The organism is Pontimicrobium sp. IMCC45349, assembly GCF_047219225.1.
Lineage (GTDB): Bacteria > Bacteroidota > Bacteroidia > Flavobacteriales > Flavobacteriaceae > IMCC45349.
Genome location: NZ_CP178208.1, coordinates 704,523 through 722,633, shown reverse-complemented (window position 1 = coordinate 722,633; position 18,111 = coordinate 704,523). Strand labels below are relative to the sequence as shown.

At 30.6% G+C, this 18,111-nt stretch carries 14 protein-coding genes; 7 read left to right on the top strand and 7 right to left on the bottom strand.

The genetic code is table 11. The annotated features are described in order from the left end of the window. Positions 1-2 precede the first annotated feature (2 nt). Together ACLII3_RS03360 and ACLII3_RS03355 are read left to right on the top strand one after the other, a co-directional pair. Positions 3-1,292: a hemolysin family protein gene (locus ACLII3_RS03360; RefSeq protein ID WP_412986478.1), complete on the top strand. Its 1,290-nt coding sequence runs from the start codon at positions 3-5 to the stop codon at positions 1,290-1,292. 99 nt (positions 1,293-1,391) lie between these two features. Then, positions 1,392-3,539, top strand: a complete 2,148-nt coding sequence (locus ACLII3_RS03355) for a SurA N-terminal domain-containing protein (protein WP_412986477.1) — start codon at positions 1,392-1,394, stop codon at positions 3,537-3,539. Positions 3,540-3,592: 53 nt separating this feature from the next. Here the strand turns inward: ACLII3_RS03355 and ACLII3_RS03350 are convergent, their stop codons facing one another. Beyond that, positions 3,593-4,486, bottom strand: a complete 894-nt coding sequence (locus ACLII3_RS03350) for a GYDIA family GHMP kinase (RefSeq protein WP_412986475.1) — start codon at positions 4,484-4,486, stop codon at positions 3,593-3,595. After that, positions 4,486-5,802, bottom strand: a complete 1,317-nt coding sequence (locus tag ACLII3_RS03345) for a hydroxymethylglutaryl-CoA reductase, degradative (RefSeq protein WP_412986474.1) — start codon at positions 5,800-5,802, stop codon at positions 4,486-4,488. The genes ACLII3_RS03350 and ACLII3_RS03345 overlap by 1 nt, the downstream gene beginning before the upstream one ends. A 315-nt stretch (positions 5,803-6,117) precedes the next feature. Between ACLII3_RS03345 and ACLII3_RS03340 the strand changes: the two genes are divergently transcribed. The 3 genes from ACLII3_RS03340 to ACLII3_RS03330 all read left to right on the top strand — a co-directional run bounded on the left by ACLII3_RS03340 (position 6,118) and on the right by ACLII3_RS03330 (position 9,961). Further along, a complete protein-coding gene (locus tag ACLII3_RS03340) occupies positions 6,118-7,509 on the top strand; it encodes a peptide MFS transporter (RefSeq protein WP_412986473.1) in 1,392 nt (463 codons plus the stop codon). 11 nt (positions 7,510-7,520) lie between these two features. Continuing rightward, positions 7,521-9,296, top strand: a complete 1,776-nt coding sequence (locus ACLII3_RS03335) for a peptide MFS transporter (RefSeq protein ID WP_412986472.1) — start codon at positions 7,521-7,523, stop codon at positions 9,294-9,296. 119 nt (positions 9,297-9,415) lie between these two features. Continuing rightward, entirely contained in the window at positions 9,416-9,961 is a 546-nt protein-coding gene (locus tag ACLII3_RS03330; protein WP_412986471.1) for a thioredoxin family protein, read from the top strand. A 6-nt stretch (positions 9,962-9,967) separates the two neighbouring features. Here ACLII3_RS03330 and ACLII3_RS03325 read toward each other — a convergent pair whose 3' ends face one another. Genes ACLII3_RS03325 through surE form a run of 5 tightly spaced genes read right to left on the bottom strand, consistent with a single transcriptional unit; the run spans position 9,968 to position 14,720 of the window. Then, positions 9,968-11,998, bottom strand: a complete 2,031-nt coding sequence (locus ACLII3_RS03325; protein ID WP_412986469.1) for a ComEC/Rec2 family competence protein — start codon at positions 11,996-11,998, stop codon at positions 9,968-9,970. 21 nt (positions 11,999-12,019) lie between these two features. Continuing rightward, positions 12,020-12,529: a C40 family peptidase gene (locus ACLII3_RS03320; RefSeq protein ID WP_412986467.1), complete on the bottom strand. Its 510-nt coding sequence runs from the start codon at positions 12,527-12,529 to the stop codon at positions 12,020-12,022. An 11-nt stretch (positions 12,530-12,540) separates the two neighbouring features. Then, on the bottom strand, positions 12,541-13,656 hold the full coding sequence (gene lpxB, locus ACLII3_RS03315) for a lipid-A-disaccharide synthase (RefSeq protein ID WP_412986465.1): 1,116 nt from the start codon (positions 13,654-13,656) through the stop codon (positions 12,541-12,543). 1 nt (position 13,657) lies between these two features. Continuing rightward, positions 13,658-13,951 carry a hypothetical protein gene (locus tag ACLII3_RS03310; RefSeq protein ID WP_412986463.1) on the bottom strand — a complete coding sequence of 98 codons (294 nt, stop codon included), beginning with the start codon at positions 13,949-13,951 and terminating at the stop codon, positions 13,658-13,660. Then, positions 13,944-14,720, bottom strand: a complete 777-nt coding sequence (gene surE, locus ACLII3_RS03305) for a 5'/3'-nucleotidase SurE (protein ID WP_412986462.1) — start codon at positions 14,718-14,720, stop codon at positions 13,944-13,946. Before surE ends, ACLII3_RS03310 begins: the two co-directional genes overlap by 8 nt. A gap of 159 nt (positions 14,721-14,879) precedes the next feature. Here surE and ACLII3_RS03300 point away from each other — a divergent pair, with 159 nt between their 5' ends. Both ACLII3_RS03300 and ACLII3_RS03295 read left to right on the top strand, forming a co-directional pair. Next, positions 14,880-17,012 (top strand): carboxy terminal-processing peptidase, encoded by a 2,133-nt coding sequence (locus ACLII3_RS03300; protein ID WP_412986460.1) that lies wholly within the window; start codon positions 14,880-14,882, stop codon positions 17,010-17,012. Positions 17,013-17,015: 3 nt separating this feature from the next. Beyond that, entirely contained in the window at positions 17,016-18,110 is a 1,095-nt protein-coding gene (locus tag ACLII3_RS03295) for an ABC transporter permease (protein WP_412986459.1), read from the top strand. The last annotated feature ends 1 nt before the right edge of the window (position 18,111 follow it).

Sequence of the window (18,111 nt, the reverse complement as noted above, 5' to 3'; positions counted from 1 at the left end):
AAATGACTTTAAGCATCATAATTATTGTTGTTTCTTTATTGTTTTCTGCATTCTTTTCTGGAATGGAGATAGCCTACGTGTCTTCTAATAAAATTCACATAGAGATTGAAAAAAAGCAAGAAGGGTTTCTGGCTAAAATATTAACACGTCTTACAGCTAGACCTTCTAAGTTTATTGCTACTATGCTTATTGGAAATAATATAGCATTAGTGATATATGGTCTTTTCATGGGTGATCTTTTGGTAGATTGGTTTCAGGCACAATTACCAACTAATTATGATTTTATAAACTACCTCTTTAACGAGTTAAGTTTGTTAACTCAAACAGTAATATCTACAATTATTATTTTAGTTACTGCAGAGTTTTTACCTAAAGTATTTTTTCAAATATACGCCAATACACTACTTAAATTTTTTGCCTTACCAGCATACATTTTTTATATACTCTTTTGGTTAATTTCAGATTTTGTGATTTGGATTTCTGATGTTGTTTTAAAAACATTTTTTAAAACCGAAGGAGATGATGTACAATTGGCTTTTTCTAAGGTAGAGTTAGGTAATTATATTAGTGAGCAAATGGAGTCTGTTGAAGAACATGATGAAGTTGATAGCGAAATTCAAATTTTTCAAAATGCTTTAGAGTTTTCAGAGGTTAAGTCACGAGAGGTTATGGTGCCTAGAACCGAGTTGATTGCTGTTGAAATTTATGATACAATTAAGTCTTTAAGTGAGTTGTTTATTTCTACTGGATATTCGAAAATCATTGTTTATAAAGACACCATTGATGATATTTTAGGTTATGTGCATTCTTTTGATTTGTTTAAAAAACCAAAATCAATCAAGTCCATGATAATGCCTGTAGAGTTTGTTCCAGAAACAATGCTAGCCAAAGATGTGTTAAATGCTCTTACTAAAAAACGTAAAAGTTTAGCTGTTGTTTTAGATGAGTATGGAGGTACTTCTGGTATAATGACTGTAGAAGATATTGTTGAAGAACTGTTTGGTGAAATTGAAGATGAACATGACTCCATTGAGTTGTTAGAAGAAAAAATTAGTGATACACATTTTAATTTTTCTGCAAGATTAGAGGTTGATTACTTAAACGAAGCTTATAAACTCAACTTTCCTGAAAACGAAAATTATGAAACTTTAGGGGGACTAATAGTTAATAGTACAGAAGAAATTCCTGAGAAAAACGAAAAAGTTAGAATAGAGAATTTCTTATTTACAATTACCGAAGTTTCTAACACTAAAATAGATAGTGTTTCGCTTGAAATACTACCAGAGGAATAAAATTCCTATAATAAGGCAATTAATACGTTGTTCTACTTTTATTATTTAATAGAAATTGGTATTTTCGCGCACTATATTTCTTAAAAAATTAAACATCAAATGGCAATTTTAAATAAAATTAGACAACGTTCATTATTCTTAATATTAGTAATTGCGATGGCATTATTCTCGTTTGTCTTAGCTGATTTATTCAAAAGTGGTTCAGGTTTCTCAGGGAAATCTCAAAACGTTATAGCTACAATTAATGGTGTAGATATTCAGCGTGATGATTTTATGAATAAAGTTGAAAATGCACAAAGACAGTACGGAAACTCTTTATCAAGTACACAAGCTATGAATAGAGTTTGGGATACAGAAGTAAGAAATGCTGTTATGCAAGGTCAGTTTGAAGCTTTAGGTTTATCTGTAGAGAAAGATCAAATGAGAGACTTAATCAAACAAAGCCTATCTACTTTTGAAGAATTTAAAAACGAAGCAGGTGTATTTGATGAAGATAAGTTAAATGAGTTTATTGCAAATTTAAAAGCAATTTCTCCAGAAACTACAATGTTAAATGGTTCTCCAATAAACTATGAAGCATGGAATAATTTTGAAAAAAACATTGCTGAAGGTGGTGTGCAACAAACATATTTTAACCTAGTAAAAGGTGGTATCGTTGGTACATTAACTGAAGGAGAGTTAGATTATAAATTAGAAAACGATAAAGTTGACTTAAAATTTGTACAAATACCTTTTACAACAATTGCAGATAGTACTATTTCTGTAAGCAAGTCTGAGATTTCTAATTATATTAACAATCATAAAGAGAAGTATCAAGTTGAAGCTTCAAGAGATATTTTCTTTGTGCAGTTTAAAGAAGAAGCATCTCAAGAAGATGAAGAAGAAATCAAAAAAGGATTATTAGCATTAGTTGATGATAAAGTTGAGTTTAATGAAACTACAAAAGCTAATGATAACATAGTTGGATTTAAAAATGTTACTGACCACCAAACTTATGTTAATGCTAATTCTGCTATAAAGTATTATGATGCTTTTGTAGCTAAATCTGCTTTACCATCTGTTGCTGCAGATAGTATTTACAATTTAGAAAAAGGTAGTGTATATGGACCATATAAAGATGGAGCGTATTACAAGTTAACTAAAATGGTTGATGTAAAGCAAATTCCTGATTCAGCAAAAGTTAGACACATATTAATTCCATTTGTTGGAGCAACTAGAGTAGCTGCTACAGAAACTAGAACAGATGCACAAGCAAAAGCTACTGCAGATAGTATTTATAATGTATTAAAAGGAAACCGTTCTAAATTTAAAAGTTTACTTGAGTTATCATCAGATAAAGTAAGTAATGAAAAAGATGGAGAAATTGAGTTTGCTTATACAGATGGTTATGCTCCAGAATTCAAAGCGTTTTCTTTCGAAAATAATACTGGAGATTTAGAAGTTGTAAAAACATCTTTTGGATATCATGTTATCGAAATTTTAAGTCAAGGAAACAAGCAAAAAGCTGTTAAAGTTGCTACGTTAGCACACGCTATTGAAGCTTCAGAGAAAACTATTGACGATGTGTTTAATAAGAAATCTAAGTTCGAAATTGCGGTTGTTGGTAATGACTTTGAAGAAATTGCTAAAGAACAAGGTTTAGAGGTTGAAACTGTAAGTAATATTAAAGTGCTTGATGAGAGTATTCCAAGATTAGGAAGCCAAAGAGGAATTGTACGTTGGGCTTTTGAAAGTGATAAAATTGGAGCAGTTAAGAGTTTTAATGTTCCTGGAGGTGGTTATGCTGTTGCAGTATTAACTGGAATTAACGAAGAAGGATTAATGACACCAGAAAAAGCTTCAGTTACAGCATTACCTGAAATAAGAAAAGAGAAGAAGGCTAAACAAATAATGGATGCTATCTCTGCAACTACTGTAGATGATATAGCTGCTGCTCAAGGGCAAACTGTAAAAACATCTTTAGCTGTAAATATGAAAAACCCAACATTATCTGGAGCTGGAAGAGAACCAAAAGTAATCGGAACAGCTTTCGGATTAAAAGAAGGTGAAACTTCTAAGTTAGTTGTTGGTAATAGTGGAGTATTTGTAGTACAGGTAACAAAAATTACACCTGCTGATGAATTACCAAACTATCAAGCGGCTGCTAATAGAGTTGGAAATGCTAAATCTGCTGTTGTTAATACAGCTTTATTTAATGCTTTAAAAGAAGCTTCAGAAATTGAAGATAACAGAGCTACTTTTTACTAGTAGTTAGTTAATATAAATAAAAAAGGGTATCTAATTTAGATACCCTTTTTTATTTATATAATCATGTCTTTATACGGGATTATAGTATGGTAACCTTTGGATTTAAAATAGTTAGCTACAGTATCTAAATTATTTCCAGTAGCAATTATAAAGTCACCTCCCCAAGCTCCTAAGCTTTTTATGGCACCATCATAATCATGAAACATTGTTTCTTTAACAGGTTTAAGTTTTATAATGTTAGCTATAATGTTTTCGTGTAAGGTTAGTAATTGTTCAAACTCATCTAAATTAGTGCAATTTAAGATTTGTTCTGTAATGGTATTTATCTTAGAAAAAGTATGAGAGCTATTATCTCTGTTTTGTTTGTATCGAGCAATGCCTTCTCTACTGTTTTGTTTTTTGTTAAGATGAATAAAATAAAGGTTGTCAATAAAACTAGGGTTGAAAATAACCTGCTGAACATCTGGTGTGTTATTGTTAGTGCTATAGATAATTGGAGTGTTATTTTGCGCACAAGCAATATCGTAACCACTACCTCCAAAAGTAAGTTCTAATAGCTTAAAAGCATCAACATTTGCCCAATTAGCTATATTGTTTATTAAAGTTGATGACGATCCTAGTCCCCAATCTTGTGGAAATTCTAGTGTAGTAGTGACTTCAAAACCAAAAGGATTAAACTTTGAATTTAATGTTTTAACTGCGCTAATAATTTCAATTATTCGCTGTGATATTGGATTGTTATAATTAGTATCATTTGGGTTAAATGCATGTTCAAACCAAATGTTACCTTCATTATCGATACTTTTCCAAATCAAAATATTTTTATCAATAGGATTTACTTCTAAAAATTGACCATATTTTGTTGGTATTGCCAAAGCTTTTACACCATCTAGCACTACATATTCTCCTGTTAGAAGTAGCTTTCCATGACTGTAAAAAGTATCCATTAACGCCTTAAATTTTCAATAGCTTTAACAACTGCACTATGAGTTACAGTATTTGTTTTAAAATGCTCTACAAGAGCATTTTTTTCAGAGTCTGTAGCTTCAAATTGATTAAGAATATTCATTAAGTGCATTTTCATATGTCCTTGCTGTATTCCAGTAGTAGTTAAAGAACGTAACGCAGCAAAATTTTGTGCTAATCCAGCAACAGCAACTATTTGCATTAGCTCTTCTGCACTAGGTTTATTTAACATCTCTAATGCTAATTTTACTAAAGGATGTAAACTCGTTAAGCCACCAACAGTTCCTAGTGCTAAAGGAATTTCAATCCAAAATTTAAAAACACCATTTTCAACACTAGCATGTGTTAAGCTTGAGTACTTTCCATTTCTTGCCGCATAAGCGTGAACTCCAGCTTCAACAGCACGAAAGTCATTTCCCGTAGCTAATACAACAGCATCAATACCATTCATAATGCCTTTATTGTGAGTTACTGCTCTATATGGTTCTACTTCTGCAATATTAACTGCTTGAATAAATTTATTAGCAAATTCAGTAGGAGAGATGTTTTCGTTTTCGGTTAAGTCTTCAACATTACAGCTTACTTCAGCTCTTACTAAGCATTCTGGAACATAGTTAGAAAGAATACTCATTACTATTTGAATGTCTTTTTCAGTTTCAGAAAAATCATCAAATTTTTGAGCTTCAGTATTAAAAGTATTTGCAAACTGTTCTAAACAAGAATTAATAAAATTGGCTCCCATAGCATCTTTGGTTTCAAAAGTTGCGTGTAATTGGTAATAACCATTAATTTCATTTGTTTTATCCCTTAATTCAATATCTAAAATACCACCACCACGCTTTTCCATGTTTTTAGTTAAAGGTTTAGCGTCTTTGAGTAATAGAGGTTTTACAGATTTAAAAAAGCTAACTAAATGATCATGATTTCCATGGTACATAAAATGCACTTGTCCTATTTTGGTAGTAGAAATAACTTTGGTTTTAAACCCTCCTCTATCATACCAAAATTTAGCGGCTTTACTAGCAGCAGCAACAACCGAACTTTCTTCGATTGCCATAGGTATGGTATAAACAGAATTATTGATTAAAAAGTTTGGTGCAATACCAAGGGGTAAGTAATAATTAGTGATAGTGTTTTCGATAAACTCGTCATGAAGCTTTTGTAATTTTTCATCTTCATTCCAATATTGTTTTAAAATTGATTTTGCTATATCAGAATCATTAAAATAATGTTCGGCAAGCCAATTAATTTTTTGTGATTTATCAAGTCTAGAAAATCCAGATATTACTTTACTCATAGAATATAATGTTATTCGAAAGGCAAAGATACTATTCTAGTTTTTTATTTGTTATTAGATAAAGGTAAATGTTAAAATCTAAGGTTTTTAATCTATAATTATGAGCTAAAAAGCAAAAAGGGTTGCTATAATCAATGTGTTTTTTTACATTGCAACAACAATGAATAGCACTTATTTTAAAATAAGCCACTTTTTTCTTCGCATATTAAAACTAGGAAATAGCTTTAGCCTTTCCTTTTTTTATGAAAGTGCTATTAATCAATTGTATACAAACAATAAACTAACTATAAATAATAAATAAAACATTATTGACTTATGGCAAATACAGCTGAAATAAAGCAAAAAGAACTATTTGGACATCCAGTTGGATTGTACGTGTTGTTCTTTACAGAAATGTGGGAACGTTTCTCTTATTATGGAATGCGTGCAATTTTAGTACTTTACTTAGTTGCAACAACAACTGGTGAAAATGCAGGATTAGGATGGACTAATGGTGATGCATTATCATTATATGGAACATATACAATGTTAGTATATGTAATGTCGATTCCAGGTGGTTGGATAGCAGATAAATTTTTAGGACAAAAGAAGTCTGTACTATATGGAGGAATCCTATTAGTTGCTGGACATAGTATTTTGGCTATAGAAGAGATGTGGGCATTTTATTCTGGTTTAGGTTTAATTATTGCTGGAGTTGGTATGTTAAAGCCTAATATTTCAACTATGGTTGGAGGTTTGTATAAGCAAGGAGATATTAGAAGAGATAAAGGATTTACAATCTTTTATATTGGTATTAATGTAGGTGCATTTTTATCAAGTTTAATAGTTGGATACGTAGGTGAAGTTTATGGATGGCATTATGGATTTGGTTTAGCAGGTATTGGTATGGCTGCAGGTTTAATTCAGTATGTTGTTGGGCAAAAACACTTAAAGCATGTTGGTAATTTCTTAGGAGCTTCAGAAAATCAGGCTGAGAAAGAAGCAATGAATAAACCATTAACTAAAATAGAAAAGGATAGAATAGTTGTACTTTTTATTTCATTTTTATTAGTAATTGTTTTCTGGGGAGCTTTTGAGCAAGCTGGTGGATTGATGAATATTTATGCAATGGATAACACCAACAGAATGTTAATGGGTTGGGAAGTGCCAGCATCTTGGTTCCAATCACTTAATGCAATGTTTATTATTTTCTTAGGAACAGGAGTAGCTGCTTATTGGGCAAGTAGAAAGTTAAAAGGAAAATTATCGACTTCATTATTTAAAATGATTTTAGGGCTTATAATTATGGGTACTGGATTCTTCTTTATGTCTGCTGCTTCAGCAGAATTTGAAAGTACTGGATCTTCTGCTATGTATTGGTTGGTACTAGCTTATTTATTCCACACTATTGGAGAGCTTTGTATTTCACCTGTAGCGTTATCTTATATTACAAAATTAGCGCCATTAAAGTACGCTTCATTAATGATGGGAGTTTACTTTGCAATGACAGGTTTTGGAAATAAACTAGCAGGTTTATTAGGTGAATCAGCATCTGAATTAGGTGAGTTTACAGTATTTACAGGAATCGCAGTATTTTGTGTTGTATTTGGATTGTTAGTAATGCTATTTAGAAAGAAATTAGAGGTTTTAACTCATGGTGTTGAAGATGACGAAAGAGAGATGAACTACGAGGAAGCTGAAGGATTTGAATTAGCTGATAACCAATAAAAAAGATACTGATGAATACAGATGTAGAAAACATGTTTAAAGACAAAGTACTAGGGCATCCAGCTGGATTGTTTGTACTGTTTTTCACTGAAATGTGGGAGCGTTTTTCATATTATGGAATGCGTGCAATTTTAGTAATATTTTTAACTGGTGCTATTGCTGGAGATAACCCTGGATGGGGTTGGGATAAGTCGGCAGCATTATCTTTACTTGGTACTTATGCAATGTTTGTTTACCTAACGCCTATTGTTGGTGGTTGGTTAGCAGATAATAAAATAGGTTATAGAATGGCTGTCGTTATTGGTGCTTTATTAATGACCTTAGGTCACGCAGCTATGGCAGTTGAAACTCCAACATTTTTATATATTGGTATTGCGTTACTTATTGTTGGTAATGGTTTTTTTAAGCCTAATATGACTTCAATCATTTCTAAAATGTATGAGGGAAAAGACGATAAAAAAGATGGCGCATATAACATCTTTTACATGGGAGTAAATGCTGGTGCATTTATTGGAATCATGTTATGTGGATGGGTTGGAGAAAAAATTGGATGGTCTTGGGGATTCGGTCTTGCAGGTATCTTTATGTTACTTGGTATGATTCAGTTTTATTTAGCACAACCGTTGTTTGGTAATATAGGTTCTAAACCAAATAATGAACAAGAAGATTTAATTGACACTTTAGTAGACCAAGTTGAAACTACTAAAGCTAATGTTGAAACAAAGCTAAATAAGTTTTTAACTTTAGATTATGTGTTAATTGGAGCGTTTATAATATCAGCATTAATTTTTATTATAAATGATCCATTAAGTAAAATAGGGAATATTAATACTTTAAACTTTACAGTTGCAGGTATGACAGACTCTTTGTTTTTTGCACTTTTAGCAGCTTTATTATTTATTATTATCCTGGTTGTTAGAATTCCAAGATACGAACGAATTGTAAGAGATAGAATGATTGCATTTACAATCTTCTGTATTTTTACAATTTTCTTTTGGGCTGCCTTTGAACAAGCTGCTGGATCGTTACCATTATACACTAGAGATTTTACCGATAGAGTTTTAGAGGGTAATGCAGCTTTTACATTTAAAATAATAGATTTATTAGTGACAGTAATTCCGTTAGGTATTATTTCTTACGTGCTATTGTCATTATTCAGAAAAACATTTAGTAGAATAAGCATGTCAAATATTGTGCTAGGTGTTAGTTTCTTAATTGTTTGGGCAATTGTTATCTATAAATTATATATAGAATTTAGTGATTCTAGTGCTGAAGTACCAATTACTTGGTTTGCAATTTTAAACTCTTTATTTATAATCATGTTTGCGCCATTATTTACTAAATGGTGGGATAGTAAATACAATCCACCAGCTTCTGTTAAATATGGTTTAGGTTTAATTATTATGGCTATTGGTTTTGGATTTTTAGCCTTTGCAACTAGAAATGTACCATTAGGAGCTGAAACAGCTAAATTAAGTATGATATGGTTAGTGTTAGCTTATTTATTCCATACTTTAGGTGAACTTTGTTTGTCACCAATGGGATTGTCTTATTTAAGTAAACTTGTACCAGCACGTATGGTTGCCTTTATGTTTGGAGTATATTATTTAGCTATTGCTATTGGAAATAAAATGGCTCATTATGTTGGAGGAGATATTGAGAAGATTACGAATGAGAGTGGCTTATCTTATTTCTTTTTAATATTCACTATAGTGCCAGTTGTTTTAGGGTTAGTTGCATTTGCACTTCACCCATTGTTAAAGAAACTAATGCATGGTGTTAGATAATCGAATAAATCGTTAAAATAAACGTAAAACGCTCCATTTATGGAGCGTTTTTTATATTTTAGGAATACTATTTGTTATGAATTGTATATTATTACGATTAATACAGGAAAATAATTGATATGAAAAATATAGGATTACTATTACTATTCTTTTTAGCAGTTAATATTACATCTGCTCAAAAGATAAACTGGGTTACTTTTGAAGAAGCCTTAGAATTGCAAAAAAAAGAACCAAGAAAAATCATGGTAGATATGTACACAGTTTGGTGTGGTCCATGTAAAATGTTAGATAAAAATACGTTTCAAAATAAAGATGTTGTTAAGTATGTAAACAAGCATTATTATGCAGTTAAGTTTAATGCGCAAGGTAACGATGAGGTGAATTATAAAGGACGTTTGTTTACAAATCCAAATTATAATCCAGCATTAGCTAATCGCAGAAATAGTCCGCATCAATTAGCAAGTTATTTTAAGGTACAAGCGTATCCTACAATAGTCTTTTTAGATGAAAATGCTGAGTTTTTAACACCAGTAAGAGGTTATAAAAAACCGCAAGACTTAGAATTGTATTTAAAGTTATTTAAGAACGACGATCATAAAGACATGAAAACACAAGAGGCGTTTAATAATTATTACAAAGCTTTTAAACCAGAATTTCAACAATAAAGTATTTTAATAGCTAATTACGAAGGCTCCCTTTTTGCTCGTTTGGTGAAAAGGGAGTTTTTTTATTCTACAAGTTTCTTTCCAACGTTCCTGATAGCTTTTGTAATTACTACCATCACTAATTATTAATTCTGGTTGTAAAGAGTCAATTACTCGATTTAGATTTAGTTTTGGTGAGTCACGTAATAAAATGATGTTTGGCTTAATAGATTTAATATTATAAATACCCAAACTATCTATTACAAGTATTTTAATATTATTAATAGTATACAGGTTTTTAATTGTGTTGTAATTAATAGTGTCAATGTGTTCTCCTATTTTATAGTTTGTCAATAGCTTTTCATTTTCAATTTTTTCGATGTTATGATTAATAATTAGTTTGTTGTTTAGTTTTTGTCCAATAATTGTATATCTGCTTTTATGAAATACAACAAAACTATTATCTGTTTTAAATTTTAAAGACATAAAATAACCTTGAAATATAATTATGCTAATAAAGAAAATAAGTGTGCTTTTATAGGTTTTAGTTTTAATGCAGGCTATTCCGGATATTATTACAATATAACTAAGAATTACTTGTGTTAAACTAAAAGAAATGTTTTGAAATAAATACGTTTCTTGTTCAGATATCCAACTTACAAAGTTATTCATGGTAGAAATAATAAAGCCATATGCTTCTGCAAATAGTGTTGGTAATGCGTTTATTAAGGATAAAACAATAAGCAAAATACCAGCACCTAAAATAATGCTTAAACAAGGTATAATGACAAGATTAGAAATTACAAACAGCCCAGGGAATTGATGGAAATAATATAAGCTTATAGGAATAATGCCAAATTGTGCCGCTATGGTTACAGTAAATATTTTCCAAAAGAAATCAATAACCTTAAATTTAGGCTTGTAAAGGTTGTAAAGCATTGGTTGTATTATAATAATAGCCAATACAGCGAGATAACTAAGTTGAAATCCTACATCAAATAGAAAATTTGGTTTAAAGAGTAGAAGTATAAAAATTGAAATAGCTAAGGTATTATAAACATTAGTTTTTCTTTTTAAGTGCATAGCAAAAGCAAAAACACTAAACATGGTTACTGCTCTTACTACTGAAGCAGACAGTCCAGCAATAACAGCGTAAGACCACATGAAAATTAATGTTAGTATTAACTTTATTAGATATCCTTTTTTAAAATATTCAATAGGTTTTAATAGATAGTTTAATAAAAAGAGAATAATACCAACATGTAGCCCAGAAACAGCTAAAATATGTATGGCTCCAGCTTTGGTGTAGCTATTATATATTTCTTTAGAAATATCTTGTCTTTGTCCTAAAAGTAAAGCATTAATAATAGCTAGTTCACTTTCTTTAAAGTTATATGCTTTTAGTTTTGAGTTAATATTTTCTCTTAAAGCAGCAGCATAGCCAAAAATGGTGTGCTTGTCTGTGTTTTGTAATAAGAGTTCGTTATTAGAAACAAATAATTGATGGTAGATATGTTGTTTTCTTAAATATTCCTTATAATCAAATTGATGAGGATTTAAAGGATGAATTAGTGATTTAAATTGTGTTTTAGTATAGTAAATGTTATCAACTTTTAGAGAAGGAATTGTACTGTCTTTTTTTACATTTAAAAGTGTTTTTCCTGTTACAATAGAGTCATTTACTTTTAAAATATTAATGACGTATTTATTGTAATAATTACCAGGTTTTAATACTTCTCTAACCCTGAAATCTATTGTGTAGTTTGATTCATTGGTAGAAATGTCTAAATAACTATAATGATTATTAAAATTTGATTGTTTATGTAATGTAGTATTTAATATTCCAATGCAAACTATAGTCGAAATTACTAATATATCTAATAAAGGAAATCGTTTTAGCTTATTAATACTATAAAAATGTAATCCTATAAAGCTAACTGAAAATAGCAGTGTTAAGCTTAGTGATATATTTATACTGAAGGAATAGTAATAACCAATTAATACACCAATAATAAGTGCAATTGTAAGTTTAATTATTGAGAAGTTGAGCAATTTCACATATGTAAGATAATTAAAATCTTACAATAATCTTCTTGCTTGTACAAAAGCGAAATACCAATAACGTTCAGTTAGTGAGGATGTTATGACACCTCTGCTTGTGCTGGCATGTATAAACTTAACTCCATTTTTAGTAGATGTTACGATACCTACGTGGTTGATTTTTCTGCTATTCTTTTTAGTGGCAAAAAAGAGTAAATCACCTTTTTTTACTTTTTTTAAATCAATCCAAGTACCAGTTTTAGATAGTTCTTTAGTGGTTCTTGGAGTACTAATGTTTTCTTTTTGAAAAGAAACATAAACTAAGCCAGAACAATCCATTCCTTTTTTGCTGTTACCTCCATACTTATATCGAGTGCCACTATAATATTGTGCGTTTTTTACAATTTTGGTAGAAACAGGAGGAATTTTACTTTCGTTTGTTTTCGAATTTTTTACACGCTCTTTTTTGGTTGTGACTTTAGCTCTTTTTGTAGATTTACACGAAGAGAAGCTTATAAGAATAATGAGTACATAAATTATGTTACGCATAAAATTTAGGGCTAATTTAGGGCTTTAAGTATTAGGTTAGCAACATTGTTACTTGCTCCTTTTCCTCCAAGTTTTTGTTCCAATTCGTAATAGCTAATAAAGAATTTTGTACGCTCATAATCATTTAAGATTTTGTTTAATTCAATTTTTAGCCTTTTAGAGTTAAAGTCATTTTGAATTAATTCTGTCACTACTTCTTCGTCCATTATTAAATTAACCAACGATATGTATTTAATATGTTTTACTAAACGTTTACCAATTTGGTATGATAACCAACTTCCCTTGTAACAAACTACTTCTGGGACTTTAAAAAGAGCTGTTTCTAAAGTTGCAGTTCCAGAAGTTACCAAAGCAGCGGTTGAAACACTTAATAAGTCATATGTAATATTGCTAACAAAGTTTACATTTGGGTTGGTGATAAACTGCTTGTAAAAACTATAGTCTTGACTTGGTGCACCTGCAATTACGAATTGATAATCTGGGAAATCATCAATAATTGAAAGCATTATAGAAAGCATTTTTTTTATCTCTTGTTTTCTACTTCCAGGTAACAAGGCAATTATTGGTTTTTCATTTAAATTGTATTCTTGTCTAAAAGTATCTTCATCAATTTGCTTTCTATCTGCTATAGCATCTATTAAAGGATGTCCAACAAAGTTTACAGGAAAATTGTGTTTATTTTGATAAAAATCCTTTTCAAAAGGTAGTATAACATACATACTATCTACATCTCGCTTAATATCATGAATTCTGTTTTCTTTCCATGCCCAAATTTGAGGCGAAATGTAATAATGTGTTTTGTAGCCTTTAGGTTTAGCCCATTTAGCAATCCTTAAGTTAAAACCTGGATAATCTATAAATATGATACAGTCTGGATTATATGCTTCAATATCTTGTTTGCAAAAAGAAAGATTTTTAGTGATAGTTCTTAAATTCATAACTACCTCAATAAACCCCATAAAGGCTAAATCACGATAATGTTTTACTAAAGTACCTCCAACATTTTGCATAAGATCTCCTCCCCAAAATCTAAACTCAGCATTTGCATCTTTCTCAAGTAATGCTTTCATTAAATTTGAGCCATGTAAATCGCCAGAGGCTTCTCCTGCAATTATATAGTACTTCATATTATAATCTAATAATTAAGGTAAAAACAGCTATTAAAACTGTTGCAAGTAAAACTCCACCAGCTCTATGATCTTTCTTTTTTCTTAAAAAGTAAAAGAAACAAATTAGGTTTAAAATTGCACCTAAACTAACTAGTTTTCCAATGAAATTTTCAGATTGTGCTGCTTCTATAACTGTCATAAACCCATCAGAACGTCCAGATAGTTGACCTAATATAGTAGCAGCTATAACTACTCCAATAGCGTTAGCTATTACACCAACAATAATTCCTATTAATAATTCTTTTCTATTCATTAAATGACCAAGAGTTTAATTCTTTTATAATTTGGTGAGCTGTTAAATCAAATTGAACAGGAACTACCGAAATATATCCTTGTTCTAAAGCCCATTCATCAGTGTCTTCACCACTATCTAAATTTACAAATTTTCCAGTAAGCCAGTAATAATCTTTTCCATGTGGATTTTGTCGTTTGTCAAATTCCTCCACCCAATTAGCTTTTGCTTGCCTACATACTTTAATACCTTTTACATCCGAATTTTCAACTTTAGGGAAGTTAACATTCAATACAATGCCCTTTGGGAGTCCATTGTTTAAAACATTTTCAGTGATAGTTTTTATGTAGGTTTCAAAAGGTTTAAAGTTAGCTTGCCAGCTATAATCGCATAAAGAAAATCCAATAGCAGGAATCCCTTCAATACCAGCTTCAATAGCTGCACTCATCGTACCAGAATAAATTACATTTATAGATGAGTTAGATCCATGATTTATTCCAGAAACACATAAATCTGGAACGCGATCTAAAATTTCATGTCTAGCAAGTTTTACACAGTCAGCAGGTGTTCCTGAAGTGCTATATTCTGCTTGAGGTCCATTGTCGATGGTTTCCTTCCTAACGTATAATGTGTCATTAACTGTAATTGCATGTCCCATTCCGCTTTGAGGGCTATCTGGCGCTACAACAACAACATCGCCAATAGAATTCATTACTTTTATAAGCGTTCTAATACCTGGAGCAGTAATGCCATCGTCGTTAGTGACTAATATTAAAGGTTTTTTCTTCATTTTTAGATTCATGACTTTTCAAATGCAAAAGTAAGTAAATTCACCTTGAAATATGTATTTTAAAGCGTTTAACAAAAAATTAGTAGCCTAACATTAATATTGGCATAATTTTTTCTTTAATTTAGATGAAATTTTAATAAAGAAAAAGAATAGATATAAATGAAAAGGAATTATAACATATTAATGCTAATTCTATTATTAGCATTTGCTTCATGTAGTTTTACAGCTAAATCTTTTGAAGATTCTGACAAAGACAAGTTATTAGTGCAGTTAGTGTCTTATGTTTTGGAAGAAGGGCATTTTGATCCTAAAGATATTAATGATGATTTTTCTTCGAATGTGTTTAACGACTATATGACACAAATTGACCCTTATAAAAGGTATTTTTATGAATCAGATATAGAAGTGTTTGAAGCATATAAAAATGAGATAGACAATCAAGTATTAGAGTATGATTTGGCTTTTTTCAACCTAACTTATGATAAGCTTTTAGTTAGAATTGATGAAGCTAAAGCTATTTACAAAGACATATTAGAAACACCTTTTGATTTTTCGAAAGAGGAGGATTATGATGCTGACTACGAAAATAAAGGGTATGTGAAGAGTAAAAAGGAAATGAAAGAGCGTTGGAGAAAACAACTTAAGTTTTCTGCGATAGCTAATTACCATGATTTAATTTCTGAGCAAGAAAGAGAAATAAAAGATAATAAGGATTATGTAGTGAAGTCTGATGCTGAAATAGAAGTTGAGGCAAGAGAAATGACTTTAAAATTAATGGATGATTTATACGATTTTATTCAAGATAGAGAACGACAAGAATTAGTATCTGTTTACATCAATACTATTGCTAGAGAGTTTGATCCTCATACTTATTATTTTGCTCCAAAAGCGAAAGAAGATTTTGATGTACAAATGTCTGGAAAGTACGAAGGTATTGGAGCAAGACTTCAAAAGAAAGGACAAAATATAACAATCATTGAGCTTATTTCTGGAGGTTCTGCATGGAGACAAAATAAATTAGAAGCTGGTGACATTATCTTAAAAGTAAGACAAGAAGATGAAGAAGAAGCAGTAAGCGTTGTGGGAATGCGTACAGATGATGCTGTAAAGTATATTAAGGGTCCAAAAGGAACTAATGTAATTCTTACGCTAAAAAAAGTAGATGGTACTATTGAAGATTTATCAATACCAAGAGATGTTATTGAATTAGAAGAAACATATGCTAAATCGTCTGTTGTAAAGAAAAATGACAAAACATTTGGAGTGATTAATTTACCAGGTTTTTATGCTGATGCAGAAGATTATAATAAGCGTAATGCAGCCAGTGATATAAAAAAGGAAATTGAGCGTTTAAAGGCTGAAGGAATGGAAGGTTTAGTTTTGGACTTAAGAGGAAACGGAGGAGGTTTTCTTAAAACTGTAGTAGATATGGCTGGTTTGTTTATTAAAGAAGGACCAATTGTACAGGTTCGTACTACTGGAGAACCAGCATCAGTATATAGAGATAGAGATAGATCTATAGTTTGGGATGGACCATTAGTAGTGTTAGTTGATGAGTTTTCAGCATCAGCTTCAGAGATTTTAGCAGCTGCAATGCAAGATTATAAAAGAGGAATAGTAATTGGAAGTAAACAAACTTTTGGTAAAGGAACAGTTCAAACGTTTATTGACCTTAATCGATTTGTGAGAAATAATACTAATGGAGATTTAGGAGCATTAAAGTACACTATACAAAAGTATTATAGAATTAATGGAGGTTCTGTGCAATTAGAAGGAGTTAAAAGTGATGTTGTAGTTCCAGATAGATACAGTTATATTGATATAGGTGAAAAAAATCAAGACAATCCATTACCTTGGGATCAAATAGATTCGGCAAAATATACGCTTTGGGATAGTTATTTTGATTATGATACTACTATTAGTAAAAGTAAAGAGCGAATGGCGAATAGTGATCAATTAAAACTTATTGATGAAAACGCTAGATGGATTAAGAAGATTAGAGATGAAAACTTATATTCATTAAACTATAATGATTATAAAAAGAAATTAGAGCTTAACGAAGAAGAAGCAAAACGTTTTGATAAGATTTCTGATTATAAAACTAATTTAACGTTTAACTCTTTGCCATATGAATTGAAATTAATGGAAAATGACACAATTTTAAAGTCTAGAAGAGAACGTTGGCATACTAATTTGAGTAAAGATGTTTATGTAGAAGAAGCTTTAAATGTGCTTAGTGACTTAAAAATGTCTTATAGTATAAAAAAGGTAGCTTCTACAATTAAAGAATAATAAATGAGTAAAAATAATAACTCATTAACGAGTTTAGCGCTCCAAAAGTTTAAGAAAAACTTTTGGGGCGTTTTAAGTTTTTGGTTTATTGTAGTAGTTGGACTTATTTCAATTTTCGCATATGTAATTTCGCCAGACAATTCTCAATATGCAAATCAAATGCACTTGAGTATTCATTCTCAAAAACCTGGTTTTAAAGTGCAAATGTTAACAATACCTTCTCAAAATAGTATAGCACAAGGTGTTTTAGATAAAATATTTTTTGGTGTAAAAACAAACGATACCGAAATCCCTATTTCAAAATATCAAATTAACGACAATGAATTAACCTATACTGAATATGCTTCCGATGGTTTGCAAGGTCAAGCAAAAACAATAGCATTAACTGTTTTTAAAGATGAAAATCCCGAAACTTTTATAACTAATAGGACGTTTGTATTTGGGACAGATAAATATGGACGAGACTTATTGAGTAGAGTATTGGTTGGAGCAAGAATATCTTTTTTTATTGGGTTTGTAGCAGTATTTATTTCGTTAGTAATTGGGATTTTATTTGGGAGTATAGCTGGTTATTATGGAGGGAAAATTGACGCAGTAATAATGTGGTTAATTAATGTCACATGGTCAATCCCTACTTTATTATTAGTAATTGCAATTACATTAGCTTTAGGAAAAGGATTTTGGCAAGTTTTTATTGCAGTAGGATTAACTATGTGGGTTGAAGTTGCTAGAGTAGTGAGAGGGCAAATAATAAGCGCAAAAGAAATGCAGTATGTTACTGCTGCTCGCGCATTAGGATACACAGATGGACGCATAATATTGAAACATATTTTACCAAACATATTAGCGCCAGTTATAGTGATATCTGCTGCTAATTTTGCAGCTGCAATTTTAATAGAAAGTGGTTTAAGTTTTTTAGGTATTGGAGCACAACCGCCAATGGCAAGTTGGGGAGCGATGATTAAAGATCATTATAACTATATAATTCTTGGTAAACCTTATCTAGCAATTATTCCTGGGTTATGCATTATGAGTTTAGTAATGGCGTTTATGCTTATAGGTAATACTTTAAGAGATGCTTTAGATGTTAAAAATTAAA

Excerpts from the sequence above, each read along its gene's own strand:
- ACLII3_RS03360 (WP_412986478.1), top strand. The coding sequence starts at position 3 with ATGACTTTAAGCATCATAATTATTGTTGTTTCTTTATTGTTTTCTGCA.
- ACLII3_RS03355 (WP_412986477.1), top strand. The coding sequence starts at position 1,392 with ATGGCAATTTTAAATAAAATTAGACAACGTTCATTATTCTTAATATTA.
- ACLII3_RS03350 (WP_412986475.1), bottom strand. The coding sequence starts at position 4,486 with ATGGATACTTTTTACAGTCATGGAAAGCTACTTCTAACAGGAGAATAT.
- ACLII3_RS03345 (WP_412986474.1), bottom strand. The coding sequence starts at position 5,802 with ATGAGTAAAGTAATATCTGGATTTTCTAGACTTGATAAATCACAAAAA.
- ACLII3_RS03340 (WP_412986473.1), top strand. The coding sequence starts at position 6,118 with ATGGCAAATACAGCTGAAATAAAGCAAAAAGAACTATTTGGACATCCA.
- ACLII3_RS03335 (WP_412986472.1), top strand. The coding sequence starts at position 7,521 with ATGAATACAGATGTAGAAAACATGTTTAAAGACAAAGTACTAGGGCAT.
- ACLII3_RS03330 (WP_412986471.1), top strand. The coding sequence starts at position 9,416 with ATGAAAAATATAGGATTACTATTACTATTCTTTTTAGCAGTTAATATT.
- ACLII3_RS03320 (WP_412986467.1), bottom strand. The coding sequence starts at position 12,529 with ATGCGTAACATAATTTATGTACTCATTATTCTTATAAGCTTCTCTTCG.
- lpxB (WP_412986465.1), bottom strand. The coding sequence starts at position 13,656 with ATGAAGTACTATATAATTGCAGGAGAAGCCTCTGGCGATTTACATGGC.
- ACLII3_RS03310 (WP_412986463.1), bottom strand. The coding sequence starts at position 13,951 with ATGAATAGAAAAGAATTATTAATAGGAATTATTGTTGGTGTAATAGCT.
- surE (WP_412986462.1), bottom strand. The coding sequence starts at position 14,720 with ATGAAGAAAAAACCTTTAATATTAGTCACTAACGACGATGGCATTACT.
- ACLII3_RS03300 (WP_412986460.1), top strand. The coding sequence starts at position 14,880 with ATGAAAAGGAATTATAACATATTAATGCTAATTCTATTATTAGCATTT.
- ACLII3_RS03295 (WP_412986459.1), top strand. The coding sequence starts at position 17,016 with ATGAGTAAAAATAATAACTCATTAACGAGTTTAGCGCTCCAAAAGTTT.